This is a genomic window from Anoxybacillus suryakundensis (assembly GCF_001418025.1).
GTDB classification, from domain to species: domain Bacteria; phylum Bacillota; class Bacilli; order Bacillales; family Anoxybacillaceae; genus Anoxybacillus; species Anoxybacillus tengchongensis.
Genome location: NZ_LIOK01000003.1, coordinates 37,169 through 54,559, shown reverse-complemented (window position 1 = coordinate 54,559; position 17,391 = coordinate 37,169). Strand labels below are relative to the sequence as shown.

Sequence of the window (17,391 nt, the reverse complement as noted above, 5' to 3'; positions counted from 1 at the left end):
AAGCAAGTTCAAGAACACGATGAAATGAGGTGTCTACGGGCCGCACATTAGCTAGCCTGTAACAACGAAAACACTCCCTGAAAAGGGGATGGTCATCTTGAACAACGTCATACTCACGAACGCGTAACTGACTCTACTCGTAAATGAGGTGTTCCCAAAAGACACGTAATCATGAAGCTCCCTCTTCAACGGGCAGGATGCGATGCGCATCCTGCTCTTTCCGTTTTCCGAAACGACAATTGTGTGGTAAAATAAAGACAAAATGGAAAGAAAGGTGGCGTCATCATGAGCGACTGTATTTTTTGTAAAATTATAAACGGGGACATCCCTTGTGCAAAAGTATTTGAAAATGACCATGTCATCGCCTTTTTAGACATTAGTCAAGTGACGAAAGGACATACGCTTGTCGTACCGAAAGTACATAAAGAAAACATTTACGAGTTAACATCGGAAATAGCTCAACGTGTATTTGAAGTTGTTCCTACAATCGCTCATGCGATTCGCGAACAGTTTTCACCAGAAGGCGTCAATATTTTAAGCAATAACGGAGAAATCGCAGGCCAAACGGTGTTCCATTATCACATGCACATTATTCCACGATATGGTAAAGGGGATGGATTTGGAGCCGTATGGAAATCACATCAAAGCGACTATACATTTGATGACTTGCAACATATTGCCGCACAAATTAAACAATCGTTATAAAGAGAAGGTGTCCGCATAGGACACCTTCTTTCGTCGTTATTACTCGCTCTTTAACGCATCTTTTAACGATTTATCTTTAATGTCTACATTTGCTTCTTTCATCAGTTTGTCAAGCTTCGATTGTACTTTCGATGTATCGAGCTTGCTTTTCTTTACTTCATATTCAATTTCTTCTTTCATTTCGTCAAATGACTTTTTCTTTTCTTTATCTGTTACTTTAATAATATGGTAACCAAATTGCGTTTTCACTGGATCACTAATTTCACCAACATTTAGCGCATACGCTGCCTTTTCAAACTCTTCGACCATTTTTCCAGGTCCGAACCAGCCTAAATCGCCACCTTTTTGTGCCGAACCTGTATCTTTCGAATATTCTTTGGCTAATTTCGCGAAATCTTCTCCTTTTTCTAGCTTCGCTTTAATTTCTTTTGCTGTCTTTTCATCTTCGACTAAAATGTGGCTTGCTTTCACTTTCGGCTTATACTCATTGTAATATTTTTTCAACTCTTCATCCGACACTTTAATATCTTCCATTGCTGCTTTTTGGCGCAACAAATCAAGTTTGACCATATCTCGAATGGCTTCTTCTCCATTTTGTTGCACCGCTAAATCATATTGAACACCATACATCTCTTTTAAATTCTCGATTTCCTTATTTAGCTCTTCATCCGTTACTTTAAATTTTTTACTTAACACTTTCTCATGTACGAGATCGCGTAAGACGTCTTTGCCGTAACGTTCTTTCATTTCGTTATACAATTCTTCCTTTGTAATGTTGCCTTCCTTCGTTTCGACGACAACGTCCGATCCGTTATTACAAGCCGAAAGCGCAAGCATCGCTGCTGCCGACATGGCAACTGTCCATTTTTTCATTCTCCCACAACTCCTATCTATAAATGTACACAAAACATACTATACCATATTTTTTCCGAAAGCTAAAATAAAGCACGTATGCGCCCATACCATTTAACCTCTAGTGACATACAATACATTGTCAAAGCGTCGCAACGCCTTCATATACGAAAGGAGGTGTCGTCTATGGGTGCAGGAGTAGGATATGCAAACGGATTTGCGTTAATCGTTGTGTTGTTTATTTTATTAATTATTGTTGGTGCCGCTTGGTTATACTAAACGAAAGAAAGCTGACAGGGACACTGTCAGCTTTTTTACGCAAACAACACTTCGATGTAGGAAGAAATAAGTAAAATGGTAATAAGGACATTAATTGTACGAAATACTTTCGGCTGTTTCTCTTCAGGAATTTCTTTTTGAATACAAAGAGCATTTGTTAGCTGATTAATAATGAAAAGTACAACCGTCGCAAGGGGTATAAAATAAAGCGCCAAACCGGTCCCCTCCTGTTTTTATGTATTTACTCCCCTACTTTACAACGATTTTTTCGATAAATCAATAATGGACATTTCATTTGCACAACTATTCCTGTAAAATAATACACATAAGTACATTAAAGGAGTTTCGAAAGATGAGCATTGAACAACGCATTGAAAAACTCGAATATTATTGTTCACTCATGTTGAACATGATTACACCGGAAAAAAAGCCATTTTACGCGCTTGTCATTCGTTACGGCTTAACAAAAGAGGAAGTGGAAAGTATATTACACCTTTGTGAACAATTAAGTGAGCAATATAAACAACAAAAAGAGGAAGGTTTCGTCATCTTCACCTCGCTTTTTACACAGTTTGCGAGTGCGCTTCATCCGAACCTTCCACTTGCCGAGACGATTAACGCGTTAAAACAACAACAGCTATTCGTTCCGCTTATGACAGAGTTTCAACGTTTATTACATACGCTCAACGAATGAAGCTACTTCTTCTTTTTGCTCATCTTTCTTTTTTAACTTCCCATGTTCTTCAACAAACTCTTGTTCAATGTTTTGAAAAGAACGTTCAAAAATTTCCATAAAATCGTCTCCGTACACATTTCGGATCATACACATGATTTCTAACATTTCTGGAAATTTACCATACAATTCATATAACGGTTGAATTCCTTGAAGAACAGATGTCCGTTTTGGATCATACGACTCCATTAATTTTAATAAAATCTCTTCTCCTTTTTCTGTCAGTTCAATGTAAGTATTTCGCTTATCATCTTCTTTTTTCGAAAACGACAACAATCCCCGTTCCTCTAATTTTTTTGAAAAATTAAATGCCGTTGATACGTGCATGACACCAAACTTTGCGATTTCAGAAATGGAAGCCCCTTTTAAATGGTATGCAATCCATAAAATATGATGCTCGTTAATGTTTAAGTCAAATGGTTTAATCCATTGTTGCCAATCTTTTTCGATTGATTTCCATAATGCTTTGCTTAATTGGGCAACTCTTTGACTAAATAACATCGCCTCTTTAACAGAATAATGTCGTTCCGTGCTTTTCATCTCTCCACCCACTTTTTCATATTTCCTTCTTTTTTTCTTTTATTATGCCAGTAAAACAATAAATAATAAAGTATTAAATATTAGAATTTTTTAATAAATTTAAATATATACTTTTCGAATTAGGGGGAACAAACATGGTCATCGCAACGGCGACGATTGGGTTAATTTTTTTATATTTGACGATTGCCACGTTTTCTATGTTGAATAAAGCGCGCATGTATCCACCGAAAAAAGTGTTAAAGCAGCGCATGAGCGTGTTTGGAAGCCTTGCCATTTTTTTTATCGCTGTTACCCTTTTACTTATGCGTATGCAGTAAGAACGATATAAGGAAAACCCGACCATAAACGATCGGGTTTTTTATTATTGTTGTGGAACGGTATATGTTCGTCTCATGAGCGACTGCACGATCGGATAAATGACGATCATCGCAATCGTATTGACCAACGCTGTCGGAATGACAACAGCGACGAACAGTCCACCAAACGTTGCTCCCCCTGGCAAACCAACAACGGCCAGCGCAACAGCTAAAAACGTCGCACCTGAAATGAACGTACCTACAGCAGTCAGCAATGCCGCTTTCAATGGCGTTGCTTTCGCCTTTAGTAACGTAAACAATCCGAAAAAGAGTGTAGCTGTCACGACTTTATCAACGACGTTCGGAACAAATCCCCCTGGGAAACTCGTCGTCACGCCAGAAATGATACCTGTGGCAATAGCTAACAAACTAACCGCCGTTTTGTTCGGAAAGAGCATAATGCCTAAAAACATCATCGTTAACATCATATCTGGCTTCATTCCGAAGAAAAACCCCGGAATGACCGCGTGCAACACCGAACCAATACCTACAAAAAGCGACAACAATACTAACGTTCTCGTATTCATTTCTCATCTCTCCTCATCTCATTCTTTTCTCTTCTCAGCTTGTAAACAAGTTTAACAATATTATAGCACTTTAAAGTGCCGAGGTAAAATAAAAATTTTCAAAAAATATTTTTTCGGAACGTTTCCATAAACTGTACAAGCGCTTCACACGCTTCCATATCAACTGCATTGTAAATGGATGCCCGACAACCACCGACAGAACGATGACCAGCTAGCCCGATCAATCCCTTTTCTTTTGCTTCTGCTAAAAACTTCTTTGTGAGCTCTTCATTCGGCAACGTAAATGTGACATTCATATGCGAACGGCTTTCTTTTTTTGCATGCCCTTTGTAAAAACCTTCACTTTCATCAATACAACGGTACAACAGCGCAGCTTTTTCCGCATTTTTCTTTTCAATCACTTGAACGCCGCCTTGTTCTTCTACCCATTCGAGCACGAGCGATAACATATAAATCGCAAATGTTGGCGGGGTGTTGTATAACGAACGGCTTTCGCTATATGTGCGATAGTTTAACATCGTCGGCAAACGATCGTCCCCTTTCGCTAGCAAATCTTTACGAATGATAACAACCGTCACGCCTGAAGGACCTAAATTTTTCTGCGCTCCCGCATAAATGAGCGCAAAACGACTCACATCAATGTGGCGACTTAAAATATCACTCGACATATCCGCAATTAAGTCGACAGACACGTTTGGAAATTCATGCCATTGTGTTCCGGCAATTGTGTTGTTTGATGTAATATGCAAATACGCAGGACGTTCGGATAATTCGATGTTCGTCGGAATGTATGTATACTTTTCTTCTTTCGACGAAGCTGCGACGTGCGTTGCCCCTACTTTTTTCGCCTCTTTCATCGCTTTATCCGACCATGAGTCTGTTAACACGTAATTGCCGACTTCTCCTTCCTTCAACAAGTTCATCGGTACCATCGAAAACTGCAAACTTGCTCCTCCTTGTAAAAAAAGCACATCATGCGTGTCTGGAATGTTCATGAGTTTGCGCAACAACATCTCGGCACGCTCATGCACCGCATCATATTCTTTGCTTCGATGGCTTAACTCCATGACAGACATACCTGTTTGTTGAAAGTTGAGCAATTGTTTTTGTGCCCGCTCTAACACAGCAAGCGGCAAAGCAGAAGGTCCTGCATTAAAATTGTACGCTCGTTTCACACTTTTTCCCCCTCATGTCATGTAATAATATATATCCTAACATGAAACACAAAAAAATGAAGAAAATTTTTTGTGAATTTTTAAAAAAAGAAAAGACCTTGTTTATTCCAAGGCCTTTTGTCGTTGCTCACGTGCTTGCCGAATACGTTCCATATACACTTCCCCTTCTTTCTCAAGCAACGTCTCATCTATTTTCCGTTCTTCCCTAGCCGCGCGAATCGCCATATATCCGCTCATCACAATACCGACAATAAGCAACGTTATAAGCATAAACATCCTCCTTTAAGCTTGTCTTACTTTACACATATGCAAACAAGCGAAAAAATAGACGTATAGAAAGAAGGAAATGCTTATGAAGGAGCGAATATATGCGAAAGAAAGGGGTTGGGAAGATGAAAACATATACGCTTACTGTTTTTGAAAAGACGGGTGAAAAATTGCTCGATGAAACATTTACTGCCGCAAGCGATGAAGAAGCAAAACGAGTCGGCGAACAAAAGTTAAAAGAAAAACAGTTTGAACATAAGACGCATCGCTGTACAACATCGAGCGGCAAACTCATTTTATTCCATCGGTAAAGCCCCGATCATTTCGGGGCTAAAATAATTGTTCCATCATTTTTAATTTTTCGTTTGTGTAATGTTCGTAATTTTCATTATACGCTTTCGGTTCTTTCGGGTTGGCAAAATGGGTAATGGCTTTTGTTTCTGGATGCACGAATTTGCTTGAGGCACCACATCCTAACCCGATAATTGACTGTTGCTCCTCCATAATCATAATGTTATAAATGCTTTCTTGCCCCGGCAAAGCGTAACCGACGTTTTCTAAATTGCCGAGAATATTTTTTTGGCGATATAAATAATACGGCACATAACCTTTTTCTCTCGTCCATCGTTCCGCCCGCTTCATCATTTCATTAATTTCATCATGATCCGCCACTTTATACTTTTCTTTATTTTTCGTCATCTCAGACGCACGCTTAAACGACAACGTATGCACCGTTAACGACTCCGGCATCAGCTTTTCTGTTTGTGCCAGCGTATAATCAAACTGCTCGATGCCTTCTCCTGGCAAGCCGATAATTAAGTCCATATTAATATTGTTCATCCCAGCCTCGCGAGCGAGATGAAATTTTTCAATCGTCTCTTCCACCGTATGATGGCGCCCAATCGCTCGCAACGTTTCTTGAATATATGACTGTGGGTTAATGCTAATACGGTCAATTTTCCATTTTTTCAACACTGCGAGCTTCTCTCGTGTAATTGTATCTGGTCTTCCTGCTTCAACTGTAATTTCACGTACATGCTCAACGTTTGGGAACACGCGATACATGTGCGCATATAATGCGTCCATTTCTTCCGCCGTAATGCTCGTTGGTGTGCCGCCACCGTAATAAATTGTCGTAATCGGAATGTTGCGCTCTTTCAAAAATCGGCCAATTTGGTCCATTTCGTAATGTAATCCAAATAAAAATGCATCAACGGACCCTTGTTTTCCTTGAATCGCATAGGCTGGGAATGTGCAATATGCACATTTCGTCGGACAAAACGGAATGCCGATATAAATGCTTACTTCGTTCGATAAATCGTAAAGATCTGGTACGACCGCCAACTGACGATCAACAATTTGTTGCATGAGCTGAATTTTTTCATCCGTCACTAAATAATCTTCACGCAACTGGCGATGTGCTTCTTCTCTCGTTAAGCCGGAACGCAGTTTTTGATGGAGTAACTTCACCGGACGAACACCTGTCAAAATACCCCATTTTTGAATGTAATTTGTATATTGCTGCATAAGTGATAAATATATATATGAAACCGCATGTTTCACTTGCTTCATGCGCCCTTGTTCTTCTTCTGTTTTCCACAATCGTTCGTAACGAGCTTCATACGTGCCACCGTGTTCATCTTGCAACGTACCAACAACGATGAGTTGCTTGTTCTCATGCACAGCAATCGTCACACGCGCGTTCGCTTCTTCTGTCGGTACGAAAGAGAGCGCTTGCTCTTCAAAAAATAAACCGGTAATGACCTCAAGTGAGCGTTGAAAACATTCAACTCGATCAAGTCCGCAAATGTCAATACGCAATGAAATCACCTTTCGCCTCAAAATATTAAACTCACTTAAGTGTACAGAAGAAGCGAAAAGCTCGTCAAGAAACGGAAATTATTTTTTCTCTATTGTGCGAATTTGCCGTAAAAATTGCGGACGATGTTGTTTACGAAAATGTTCTTTAATCATATATGCAACACCCAGTTGTTCGTTTGAACGCGTCACCCAATCAGCAACAGCTTTTACTTCTTTTGGAGCATTGCCCATCGCAACACCAAGCCCCGCTGCTTCAATAGCTGGCATATCATCCAAATGATCTCCGATAACGACCATTTCTTTTAATGAAATGCCGAGTTCGTTTCCGAGACGAATTAACCCGTTTAGTTTTGAAACGTTTTTTGGTAGTAATTCGATTTTTCCATCACTAACGGTGAGAGAAACGTCGGGAAACGCATTCTCGATCGTTTCAACAATTTCATCACATTCGTCTTCATTTGAGTAAAACACATCGATTTTCATGACATCAATCGGATCGTCTCGCAACACATCACTTAACGAGTCAACAAATTGTGCTGGATAAAAAAATGGATCCCCTAAAATCGTTTTCGCAATCATGTTGTTTTTTATTTTTTTGCGATTTCCGATCGAATACCGTTCGTGAAGCAACCGAACGTTGCAGTTGAAATGCTCAAGCACGTGTACAATATCGAACGTTTTTTGTGCTGGAATGACTGACTCATGCAGCTTTTCGTCTAGCGACTTTGCGATGAGCGCACCTTGAAACGTCACTAAATACGAATCTAATTTGAGCGCTTTCGCTACTTTTTTAGCGGACAAAAAGTTTCTTGATGTCATCAATGTAATATATACATCTTTTTTCTTTACAAATTCGATTGCTTCTTTCGTTTTCTTCTCTAGCTTTCCATTTGTTTTTAATAACGTGCCGTCAATGTTTAACGCAAGTAATTTATACATGATCGTCCCCCCTTGATGTCGTGTCTTCATTCATACGTATGACAAGGGTATAAAAAAAAGAACACTCATTTTTCATGAGTGCCCATCATATAGCTGTTCAATCGGCTGAATCATCGCAGCCATCGCCTGTGCAAACAACTCGTTTAACCGCTCTTCTGCACGAATTAAACGCGCGATGTTTTCGTTCATTTCAATGACGTGCAAATGTTGTTGTAACATCTCTACGTCCGCATCGCTCACAGGTAATCCATTCATTTGCTTTTGTTGCAACTGTTTTTGCAGCGTGCGAAATCGCGCAAATAATTGATGTGCTGTTTCGTCACGTTGCACTTGCTCATATGCGCGACGAAGTTCCATAAATGGTTCGCTCATACGGATGGCTGTCGAAAGTTCATGAATAGCTTGAAGGACGTTCATGCGACACGCTCCTCTCCTTTTCCCTTTCTTTTTACGATATGAGCGAAGCGGCCGCCGTATGTCTACAATTGAACGAAAAATGCAACACATCCTTGGACGAGCCCGATGATTCCGCCTAACAAAGCACCTAAATACGTAATCATTTTAAACTCGCGGCGCGAAATCGTTAAAATCATCTCTTCTAGCCGTTCAACAGAGAACGAAGCTACTTCTTCTCGCACAATTTCTTGCAAGTGCAACCGCTTCATCCATTGTTCCAATCGCTCAGATGCAAACTGTAAAAAAAAGCGTACAAACTGCGGCAAAGAAGAGCGCACATACGGGGCAACAAGCGAACCGAGCGGCTGTTGCAACGGCTCTTGCACAATCGCCGACGTCAATCGCTTCAACCATCCGACAACAGTTTCACGACCGACAAACTGTTCAACGTCACGGACGTGCATCGCTTTTACTTTTTCCCATTCGTTTGTAAATAATTGCACAAGCAATTGTTTTGCCCCATCACTTTGCAAAAACTTCACGACTTCTGGACGAATTTTATCCGCTAAACTAACGTTGCCAAGAAACATTTGAATCATATTGCCAAACATACCACGGCTTTGTAAAAATTCATGAATCATATGCTCTATCTGCCGTTCCCCTTGCTCGCTCTCTACATATGCGCGCAAGCGGAGCAATAAACGATCGACAATGGCAGGAATGGCGTCATCTATTTTTTGCAATAGCTCGCTCGGAATCGCTGCATGGAGCGGAAGTTCACCACGTTGCATCATCATCATGTTATATTTTGTTTCGATCCACGTTTCAACCATTTGTTGCGGATGCTTTATACCCATCCGCTCTAACCAAAACGCAACCGTTTCGTCGGATTGAAGCCATTTTTCTACTTCTTCTTGCACGTAGTTCGTCATATCGCGAATAAACGTTTCATCGTTTAACTTTCGGCGCAAGCCGTCCGCTGTTAATAAATGCTCAACAACCATGCGTCCGAGCTGTTCCGCTAACTCTTCTCGCCGCTTCGGAATAAGTCCAGGGGTAAACGGGAGTCTTTTTCCTGCGATATAAATGGGACGATATGGACGGAAAAGCATTTTAATCGCAATCGAATTTGTCATTCCCCCGATGAACGCTCCGACAGCCATCATAAAAAGTAAATAAAGAAAAAGCCCCATAACGATCTCCCTTCTACTAATGAACTGCTCTAACCATTCATTATAGGGCTTGTCCGTTATGAGTGCAAATGTGCGATAACTGCTTGTGTAATCGTTTCAAACATTTGCATAACAAGACGCGAAACACTTCTCGCTCCGTCGCATGTTCTGAAGCAAGCCATGCCTCTTTATATATATTCATTTTCTCAAATTGTTCGCGCCATCCATTTTCCGTTTCTTTCGTTGTTGTGTTCCATTCCTTTCCTAAATGAAGCAAATATAAATAACGAACGAGCGCTTCTTCTTCCTCGTCTAAATGATAGTTCATTAACGCATGTAAATAATGGACAACCATACTGTTCACCTCTCGTCATGAATATATGAACAAAGGAAATGAATCATGTATACTTTTTTTTCGGTCATACAAAATAACGAATAAGGGGGCATGCATAATGAAAGAACGCGACAATTATGAATGGGATATCGATCGCATGATTAACGAAGGCATGGCGGGAGGTTACGTATATTCGTGCCATCACGCAACAAACATTGAAGAAGCGCGTGATGTTCAAACAGAACAACCACCACATGAAGTAAAATGAAGCGGCGAGCATTTTCTCGCCGCTTTTTGTATAATGGTCGTGATAGGAGCGGAAAGGACTGGGATACATGTTAGAAAAATTACGGGCATATTACCAAGACGCACTTATTGAACGCGAGCAAGTGGACGAGCGGGATCAATATGAATGGTTTTCGACGGAACGCGGCGAAGTTTTTGGCATAAAAAAAGAAGCGCTTACCCCAAAAGAACGGACGTTGTTAGCAACGTTATTTACACGATATGAAACGATCCCTTCTTGGCTGAACGAGCGACAACAAAGGTGGTATCGCTTTTTAATACAGCATGATACGACAGCATTCGAACATGTACCTTCTTCTGCACATACACGTTTCATTTATTTTTACATTCAAAAAGGGACTGTTGATCCGCATGATTTTATGGAAGCAATTCAATCGCTTTTTCCATATGATGTGACGATGTTATCGGAAACAGAACAACAATTTATCGTCATCGAGCAACAAGAAGAGAGCGTTGCCTCCACTCTTTATGAACTGATCGATACGCTATGTAGCGATTTCTACATTCAATTGCGGGCCTATATTGGACAAAAGTGCCCACATGGCGTTGAACTTACACACATATTTACCGCGGAGAAGCGATATTTTCACATCGGTATGAAACATAAACCCGAGCAGCGCGTTTACTCCATTGAAGACGTCTTCCCTCTTTTGCTTATTAACGATGAAGAGATGACGTACGCCATGACGTTTTTACAAACAGTAAAACAAGATGACGATATGATTAAAACGATGAAGACGTTTTTTGAATGCAATTTAAACGTTTCGCTAGCAGCAAAAAAGCTTCATATGCACCGCAATAGCTTGCAATATCGCATTGATAAACTTATCGAAAAAACAGGCGTTGATATAAAACAATTTAAAGGGGCGCTCACCGTTTATTTGGCTATTTTACTTCATGAACAACACTAGGCATGTTGCCCGAAAACGTTTTCTTTTTTTGTGCATCGTGTCCATTTACGACTCTCCCCCTTTCATATATGCTTAAATCAAATGAAATCGATTGCATAAGGAGGCGTACGTATGGCTGAGCTTCGTTTAGAACATGTGTACAAAATTTATGACAACAACGTTACTGCTGTAAAAGACTTTAACTTACACATCCAAGATAAAGAATTTATCGTTTTCGTCGGTCCGTCAGGTTGCGGAAAATCAACGACGCTTCGAATGATCGCAGGTCTTGAAGAAATTTCAAAAGGCGATTTTTACATCGATGGCAAACGGATGAACGACGTTGCGCCAAAAGATCGCGATATCGCAATGGTGTTCCAAAACTATGCGCTTTATCCACATATGAGCGTATACGATAACATGGCGTTCGGATTGAAATTGCGCAAGTTTCCAAAAGATGAAATCGATCGTCGTGTCCGCGAAGCCGCGCGTATTCTCGGGCTTGAGCAATATTTAGATCGCAAACCGAAAGCATTATCTGGTGGTCAACGTCAACGTGTAGCATTAGGACGTGCGATTGTGCGCGATGCGAAAGTGTTTTTAATGGACGAGCCGCTTTCAAACTTAGACGCAAAATTGCGTGTACAAATGCGCGCAGAAATTGCGAAACTTCATCAACGTTTAGGAACAACGACAATTTACGTTACACATGACCAAACAGAAGCAATGACGATGGCGACGCGCCTTGTCGTTATGAAAGATGGCGTGATCCAACAAGTCGGTACACCAAAAGAAGTGTATGAAAAACCGGAAAATATTTTCGTCGGTGGATTTATCGGTTCGCCAGCGATGAACTTCTTGCGTGGCGTCCTACAAGACGGTGTATTCGTTATCGGCGATGTGAAAATTGCTGTGCCAGAAGGAAAAATGAAAGTGCTTCGCGACCAAGGTTACGTAGGCAAAGAAGTCATTTTAGGTATTCGTCCAGAAGACTTCCATGATGAGCCTGTATTTCTTGAAGCATCACAAAACACAAAAGTGAGTGCCCATGTCGAAGTGGCAGAATTGCTCGGTGCAGAAATTATGGTATATTCGCAAATTAGCGGCCAAGAGTTTGTCGCACGCGTTGATGCCCGCACAGACGTAAAAGCAGGTCAAACGATCGATCTTGCATTAGATATGAACAAAGCTCACTTCTTCGATGTCAATACAGAGTTGCGCATCCGTTCCAATAGTGAGAAATAAATGGGAAGCCCGTTCATTTGAGCGGGCTTTTACTCTTGAATGAAACGAACGATATCGTCATCACAATGTGCGCAATGAAACAAATGAACACAGATGTGCCGTTTTCTCGTATCGGCGTATCCATCAACCATTTTCATCATATCTGCATCCATATACGGACTGTAATCATCGAAATAATCCGTTAATTTTCCTTCGTCTTTTAATTTTTCCCCACATTGGTCACAATAAAAAACGATTGTCCGTAAACCGTTGCATAACGGACAAATATACATATTCATCCCTCGCCTTGTTATTTTCCATTATCTTTCCCACTTCACAAGAAATTACCACATAAAAAAAAGAATAATAACATGTTTTTTCCCCAAAATAGTAGTACAAGCAAGCAAACATCAGTCGATGGGTTAAGCCAAGCTTGGCAGCGTGAAAACATCACGCGTTGCTGGTGCAAATCCAGCTAACCCAACCATAAAAAAAATGTAACGAGGAGATGATTGAATATGGCAAACACAAATCAATTATTAGTATACGGTGCGCAACAAGCAATTGATCAAATGAAATACGAAATCGCTCAAGAATTTGGTGTAAATCTCGGACCAGACGCAACATCACGCGCAAATGGTTCAGTTGGTGGCGAAATTACAAAGCGTCTTGTTGCAATGGCACAACAACAATTAGGTGGATCTTACACAACTAAATAACATGGCTAAAAACCCCCTGGCGAATCGCTTGGGGGTTATACATTTTCCATAATCGGCTCTCGAATGCGAACGAGCACTTTTCGAATGCGCCGATTTTCAACTTGACGGACGGTGACTGTTAATGACTCATATTCAAACGACTCCCCAACGGTAGGGATGCGTTCAAACATTTCAAACACCCAGCCGCCGAGCGTATGGGAAGAACTTTCTAGCTCATCAATGCCTAAAATGTCGCAAAACTCATCAAGCGGTAATTCTGCATTAAATTCATATTCGTAATCATTAATTTTTTGGAATGTTTTTACCGCTTCATCATGTTCATCCCATATTTCTCCAACAATCTGTTCTAAAATATCTTCTAACGTAATTAACCCAGATGTACCGCCAAACTCATCGATAACAATTGCCATATGCACTTTGCTTTTTTGCAATTCAGGCAATAACGTGGATATACGCATCGACTCAACGACAAATAGCGGCGTACGCAACAATTGGCGGACATTTACTTCTTTTCCTTGCACAAGTTGACTGAAAAAGTCGCTCTCCGATAAAATACCGATGACGTTATCAATGTCTCCTTCGTATACCGGAACGCGCGAATATCGTTCACGTAAAAAAATGTCTCGAATTTCTTCGATAGGTTGATTCACTTCTACTGCAACCATATCAATACGCGGTGTGAAAATTTCACCAACTAAAATATCGTTAAAATCGAGCGAACGATGAACGAGTTCTTTCTCTTTATTATCTATTACCCCTTCTTCTTCACTTAAGTTCACCATCACTTTAATTTCTTCTTCTGTGACAGAAGGAATATCGGATTGATGTCCAACGAGTTTCGAGACAAGCTTTTTTAACATGACAAGCAACGCTGTAACGGGAGTAAATAGTTGAATTAACATATACAGCACATCGGAAATAAGGAGCGAAAATGACTCCGCATGTTCTTTCGCCAACGACTTAGGTAACACTTCGCCAAAAATTAAAATTAAAATCGTCATACCAACCGTACTAACAACAAGACCTGTGCTGCCACCAAACAAATCTGTTGCCACTTTTGCTGAAATAGAAGCTGCAGCAATGTTCACGATATTATTTCCGACTAAAATAGTAGAGAGGGCTTGGTCGAAGTTTTCTGCAATATATAATGCTTTTTTACTTCCGCGCCGTTTTTCATCCACATAATTTTTCAAACGAATTTTATTCACGCTCGAAAATGCTGTTTCTGAAGCTGAAAAAAAAGCGGATAATAAAATTAAAACAATGAGTAAAAAAACTAAACTCAGAGGCAAATCTCCCAATGAACATTCACACTCCTAATCAAATTAGTGGTCATGATTAATATATACGTTAATCATACCAAATTTAACTGAAAAAGAAAACGACTGCGCAATCTGCACAGTCGCTCTTATGACTCGATCAACGTTGTACCGATAAAAAAAGTTAAAAGCAATACGTACGTAATATTTAACGTAATTGAAAGTTCTTCCACTTATTCGTCCCCTCCATCAATATATTCCCCATTTTTATTTTAACAATGGTAGGAACGATTTTGTTTGTCAATGATGTGAACATTTTTTACTCATGAAACGCCCAATGATTCGTCGGACCATGCCCGCTGCCAATTTGCAACGTCTGTTCCACAGCAACTTGAATGAAACGTTTCGCCACATCTACTGCTTCATATATTGTTTTTCCTTTTGCAAGTTGTGCTGTAATCGCTGCGGCAAATGTGCAGCCGGTTCCATGCGTATGTTTTGTATCGATCCGCTTGCTTTTCCATTCATAAAATTGTTCACCGTCGTATAAAATGTCGACAAGTTCGTTGCCTTCCCCATGTCCACCTTTCATGACGACGTACCGAACGCCCATATCATGAAGCTTTTTCGCTGCTTCTTTTCGTTGTTCCAACGTTTCAATTCGCATATTTGTCAACACTTCCGCTTCTGGAATGTTCGGTGTTAACACGTAAGCAAGCGGCAACATATGACGTTGCAACGCTTCCACCGCCTCTTGTTTCAACAGCGGTGCCCCGCCTTTTGCGATCATGACGGGATCGACGACAACGCTCATCCATTTGTATTGCTTTATTTTGTGGGCAACTAATTCGATCATCTCCTGGCTAAATAACATGCCTGTTTTTACCGCATGCGGCGATAAATCGACCGCAACGGAATCGATTTGTCGTTCAACCGCTTCAACAGAAAGCGGGTATACTCCTTGTACACCGAGCGTATTTTGTGCAGTTACCGCAGTAATGGCTGACATGCCAAACACACGGAGTTGATGGAACGTTTTCAAATCCGCTTGAATGCCAGCCCCTCCACCGCTATCCGAACCAGCGATCGTCAACGCTTTATATACCATACCCCTCACCCCAAATATTGATAATATAGCTTCTTTGCTTCTTGAATGTCATTTGTGCCATGAATAAATACGCGCCCATCCGAAAAGACGACAAAACGACGCCCGTCCACTGTAAACGAACATAAATAATCGTTTTGTACCACTTGAATTCCTTTTTGTTGTAAAAAGGAAATAAGCGTTGTCCACTCTCGCCCTCTGCGCTGGGCAGGACGGATTTGTACTGTTTCTCGCCCACATAATACCGCAAATTTCGTTTCATTTTCGTATTGGAGAGCTGGATAAGTTCTCGTTTTACCGCACGATGGACAATCGTCTTTTTTTAACTTTTGCACATCGATCATCCGATATTGTCCTTGCCATATATCAAACGAAACGAGCTTGCGATTGACGGGAGCATGTACGAATATTTTTAACGCCTCTACCGTTTGATGTGCGACAACCATATGAACGGCAGGACTAATGATCCCTGCGGTATCGCACGTCGCAACACCGAGCGGCACTTCTTCAAGCAAACAACGTAAACATGGCGTTTCATTCGGGATAATGACGTAGCTTAATCCGTAACTTCCGACGCATGCCCCATAAATCCACGGCACATCATACTTTTGTGAAACATCGTTAATGATCATACGCACATCGAAATTGTCGGTACTATCAATAATCACATCCGGTCGCCCGCGCGCAACAAGACGGTCAAGTACACGTGCATCTGCATCCGCAACAATTGGTTCAACGACTACATCGTGATTAATCGCTTGCAAATGAACAGAAGCGGCGATTGCTTTCGGCAATTGCTTCGCCGCATCATCTTCCGTATATAGCTGTTGGCGCTGTAAATTGCTCCACTCGACATAATCGCGGTCAACAATCGTTACTTTTCCAACACCTGCACGTACAAGCGTCTCCGCATTTGCGGCCCCAAGCGCTCCAGCACCGATAATGAGCACATGTTTTTTACGAATGCATCGTTGTCCTTTTTCTCCGATCGGCGCAAACAATTGTTGGCGTGAGTAGCGATTCATGAAACGACGCTCATCCCTTCAATTGGACTGCTCGCTGTGGCATACCGCTTTTTCGGAATGCGCCCTGCTTCATATCCTAGCCGCCCCGCTTCAATCGCCAGTTTCATCGCTTTCGCCATTTTTACCGGATCTTTCGCAGAAGCAACCGCTGTATTTAACAATACCCCATCAGCCCCTAACTCCATCGCTAACGCGGCATCCGCCGGTCCACCGATGCCTGCATCAATAATGACAGGGACGGTTGCTTGTTCAATAATGAATTGAATGTTTAACGGATTAATAATTCCTTGCCCAGATCCGATCGGTGATGCTCCAGGCATAATCGCATGACAACCGAGCTGTTGCAACCGTTTCGCTAACACAACATCATCCGATGTGTACGGTAAAACGATAAATCCTTCTTCTAACAACATCTCTGTTGCTTTTAACGTCTCGACGGGATCCGGCAACAACGTTTGATCGCACCCGATCACTTCCACTTTCACCATGTCACAAAGTCCAGATGCTTTCGCTAAACGAGCGATGCGCACCGCTTCCTCTGCTGTTTTTGCCCCAGCGGTATTCGGAAGCAACTTATATTTCGTTACATCTATTTTCTCTAAAAAATTCGGCTGATCAGGGGCAAAAATGTTCATTCGTCGTACGGCAAATGTTAATATTTCTGCTCCTGACGCTTCCACTGCTTCTTTTTGAATGTCGATGTTCGGGAATTTTCCTGTTCCGAGCAATAACCGAGAATGAAAAGTATACGGACCGATTTGTAACAT

25 protein-coding genes are annotated in these 17,391 nt (G+C 41.1%); 9 read left to right on the top strand and 16 right to left on the bottom strand.

Going from position 1 to position 17,391, the window contains the following annotated elements; all coding sequences use genetic code 11:
- Positions 1-285 precede the first annotated feature (285 nt).
- A complete protein-coding gene (locus ASC42_RS02730) occupies positions 286-705 on the top strand; it encodes an HIT family protein (protein ID WP_055440444.1) in 420 nt (139 codons plus the stop codon).
- A gap of 39 nt (positions 706-744) precedes the next feature.
- Here the strand turns inward: ASC42_RS02730 and ASC42_RS02725 are convergent, their stop codons facing one another.
- Positions 745-1,578 (bottom strand): peptidylprolyl isomerase, encoded by an 834-nt coding sequence (locus tag ASC42_RS02725; protein ID WP_055440443.1) that lies wholly within the window; start codon positions 1,576-1,578, stop codon positions 745-747.
- 165 nt (positions 1,579-1,743) lie between these two features.
- Here ASC42_RS02725 and ASC42_RS02720 point away from each other — a divergent pair, with 165 nt between their 5' ends.
- On the top strand, positions 1,744-1,836 hold the full coding sequence (locus tag ASC42_RS02720; protein WP_009362001.1) for a YjcZ family sporulation protein: 93 nt from the start codon (positions 1,744-1,746) through the stop codon (positions 1,834-1,836).
- A 35-nt stretch (positions 1,837-1,871) separates the two neighbouring features.
- Here ASC42_RS02720 and ASC42_RS02715 read toward each other — a convergent pair whose 3' ends face one another.
- Complete coding sequence (locus ASC42_RS02715; protein ID WP_032100882.1) at positions 1,872-2,051, bottom strand: hypothetical protein; 180 nt, start codon at positions 2,049-2,051, stop codon at positions 1,872-1,874.
- A 137-nt stretch (positions 2,052-2,188) separates the two neighbouring features.
- On the opposite strand from ASC42_RS02715, the gene ASC42_RS02710 reads away from it, so the two are divergent.
- Entirely contained in the window at positions 2,189-2,530 is a 342-nt protein-coding gene (locus ASC42_RS02710; protein WP_055440442.1) for a YhaI family protein, read from the top strand.
- Here the strand turns inward: ASC42_RS02710 and ASC42_RS02705 are convergent.
- Positions 2,510-3,109, bottom strand: coding sequence for an HTH-type transcriptional regulator Hpr (locus tag ASC42_RS02705; protein WP_209424214.1), 600 nt, complete (start codon positions 3,107-3,109; stop codon positions 2,510-2,512). The genes ASC42_RS02710 and ASC42_RS02705 overlap by 21 nt on opposite strands.
- 134 nt (positions 3,110-3,243) lie before the next feature.
- Here ASC42_RS02705 and yhzF point away from each other — a divergent pair, with 134 nt between their 5' ends.
- Complete coding sequence (gene yhzF / locus ASC42_RS02700) at positions 3,244-3,426, top strand: membrane protein YhzF (RefSeq protein WP_032100884.1); 183 nt, start codon at positions 3,244-3,246, stop codon at positions 3,424-3,426.
- A gap of 44 nt (positions 3,427-3,470) precedes the next feature.
- Here yhzF and ASC42_RS02695 read toward each other — a convergent pair whose 3' ends face one another.
- The 3 genes from ASC42_RS02695 to ASC42_RS02685 all read right to left on the bottom strand — a co-directional run bounded on the left by ASC42_RS02695 (position 3,471) and on the right by ASC42_RS02685 (position 5,437).
- Positions 3,471-3,992, bottom strand: coding sequence for a tryptophan transporter (locus tag ASC42_RS02695; protein ID WP_055440440.1), 522 nt, complete (start codon positions 3,990-3,992; stop codon positions 3,471-3,473).
- Between the two features lie 98 nt (positions 3,993-4,090).
- Positions 4,091-5,167: a 3-phosphoserine/phosphohydroxythreonine transaminase gene (serC, locus tag ASC42_RS02690; RefSeq protein WP_055440439.1), complete on the bottom strand. Its 1,077-nt coding sequence runs from the start codon at positions 5,165-5,167 to the stop codon at positions 4,091-4,093.
- 102 nt (positions 5,168-5,269) lie between these two features.
- The gene (locus ASC42_RS02685; protein WP_055440438.1) at positions 5,270-5,437 is read right to left on the bottom strand and encodes a sporulation YhaL family protein; all 168 of its coding nucleotides are present in this window, start codon (positions 5,435-5,437) and stop codon (positions 5,270-5,272) included.
- Between the two features lie 122 nt (positions 5,438-5,559).
- On the opposite strand from ASC42_RS02685, the gene ASC42_RS02680 reads away from it, so the two are divergent.
- On the top strand, positions 5,560-5,745 hold the full coding sequence (locus ASC42_RS02680; protein ID WP_032100944.1) for a YhzD family protein: 186 nt from the start codon (positions 5,560-5,562) through the stop codon (positions 5,743-5,745).
- Between the two features lie 19 nt (positions 5,746-5,764).
- Here ASC42_RS02680 and ASC42_RS02675 read toward each other — a convergent pair whose 3' ends face one another.
- The 5 genes from ASC42_RS02675 to ASC42_RS02655 form a co-directional block, all read right to left on the bottom strand.
- A complete protein-coding gene (locus ASC42_RS02675; RefSeq protein ID WP_082435669.1) occupies positions 5,765-7,264 on the bottom strand; it encodes a coproporphyrinogen III oxidase in 1,500 nt (499 codons plus the stop codon).
- A gap of 69 nt (positions 7,265-7,333) precedes the next feature.
- A complete protein-coding gene (locus ASC42_RS02670; protein ID WP_082435668.1) occupies positions 7,334-8,194 on the bottom strand; it encodes a Cof-type HAD-IIB family hydrolase in 861 nt (286 codons plus the stop codon).
- A gap of 72 nt (positions 8,195-8,266) precedes the next feature.
- Entirely contained in the window at positions 8,267-8,611 is a 345-nt protein-coding gene (locus ASC42_RS02665) for a YlbF family regulator (protein WP_003395645.1), read from the bottom strand.
- Between the two features lie 62 nt (positions 8,612-8,673).
- Positions 8,674-9,783, bottom strand: a complete 1,110-nt coding sequence (locus ASC42_RS02660) for a DUF445 domain-containing protein (RefSeq protein ID WP_055440437.1) — start codon at positions 9,781-9,783, stop codon at positions 8,674-8,676.
- A gap of 40 nt (positions 9,784-9,823) precedes the next feature.
- The gene (locus ASC42_RS02655; protein WP_003395649.1) at positions 9,824-10,117 is read right to left on the bottom strand and encodes a hypothetical protein; all 294 of its coding nucleotides are present in this window, start codon (positions 10,115-10,117) and stop codon (positions 9,824-9,826) included.
- A 97-nt stretch (positions 10,118-10,214) separates the two neighbouring features.
- On the opposite strand from ASC42_RS02655, the gene ASC42_RS13995 reads away from it, so the two are divergent.
- The 3 genes from ASC42_RS13995 (at position 10,215) to ASC42_RS02645 (ending at position 12,537) form a co-directional block, all read left to right on the top strand.
- On the top strand, positions 10,215-10,364 hold the full coding sequence (locus ASC42_RS13995; RefSeq protein WP_003395650.1) for a hypothetical protein: 150 nt from the start codon (positions 10,215-10,217) through the stop codon (positions 10,362-10,364).
- A gap of 67 nt (positions 10,365-10,431) precedes the next feature.
- Complete coding sequence (locus tag ASC42_RS02650) at positions 10,432-11,313, top strand: PucR family transcriptional regulator (RefSeq protein ID WP_055440436.1); 882 nt, start codon at positions 10,432-10,434, stop codon at positions 11,311-11,313.
- A gap of 111 nt (positions 11,314-11,424) precedes the next feature.
- The gene (locus tag ASC42_RS02645; protein WP_035048736.1) at positions 11,425-12,537 is read left to right on the top strand and encodes an ABC transporter ATP-binding protein; all 1,113 of its coding nucleotides are present in this window, start codon (positions 11,425-11,427) and stop codon (positions 12,535-12,537) included.
- Positions 12,538-12,566: 29 nt separating this feature from the next.
- Here the strand turns inward: ASC42_RS02645 and ASC42_RS02640 are convergent, their stop codons facing one another.
- Positions 12,567-12,809: a hypothetical protein gene (locus tag ASC42_RS02640; RefSeq protein ID WP_055440435.1), complete on the bottom strand. Its 243-nt coding sequence runs from the start codon at positions 12,807-12,809 to the stop codon at positions 12,567-12,569.
- A gap of 225 nt (positions 12,810-13,034) precedes the next feature.
- On the opposite strand from ASC42_RS02640, the gene ASC42_RS02635 reads away from it, so the two are divergent.
- Positions 13,035-13,235 carry an alpha/beta-type small acid-soluble spore protein gene (locus ASC42_RS02635; protein ID WP_003395655.1) on the top strand — a complete coding sequence of 67 codons (201 nt, stop codon included), beginning with the start codon at positions 13,035-13,037 and terminating at the stop codon, positions 13,233-13,235.
- Positions 13,236-13,270: 35 nt separating this feature from the next.
- Here ASC42_RS02635 and ASC42_RS02630 read toward each other — a convergent pair whose 3' ends face one another.
- The 4 genes from ASC42_RS02630 to ASC42_RS02615 all read right to left on the bottom strand — a co-directional run bounded on the left by ASC42_RS02630 (position 13,271) and on the right by ASC42_RS02615 (position 17,391).
- Positions 13,271-14,536 carry a hemolysin family protein gene (locus tag ASC42_RS02630; protein WP_032100895.1) on the bottom strand — a complete coding sequence of 422 codons (1,266 nt, stop codon included), beginning with the start codon at positions 14,534-14,536 and terminating at the stop codon, positions 13,271-13,273.
- A gap of 277 nt (positions 14,537-14,813) precedes the next feature.
- Complete coding sequence (gene thiD / locus ASC42_RS02625) at positions 14,814-15,602, bottom strand: bifunctional hydroxymethylpyrimidine kinase/phosphomethylpyrimidine kinase (RefSeq protein WP_055440434.1); 789 nt, start codon at positions 15,600-15,602, stop codon at positions 14,814-14,816.
- Between the two features lie 5 nt (positions 15,603-15,607).
- Positions 15,608-16,624 carry a MoeB/ThiF family adenylyltransferase gene (locus ASC42_RS02620; protein WP_055440433.1) on the bottom strand — a complete coding sequence of 339 codons (1,017 nt, stop codon included), beginning with the start codon at positions 16,622-16,624 and terminating at the stop codon, positions 15,608-15,610.
- Complete coding sequence (locus ASC42_RS02615; RefSeq protein ID WP_055440432.1) at positions 16,621-17,391, bottom strand: thiazole synthase; 771 nt, start codon at positions 17,389-17,391, stop codon at positions 16,621-16,623. Before ASC42_RS02615 ends, ASC42_RS02620 begins: the two co-directional genes overlap by 4 nt.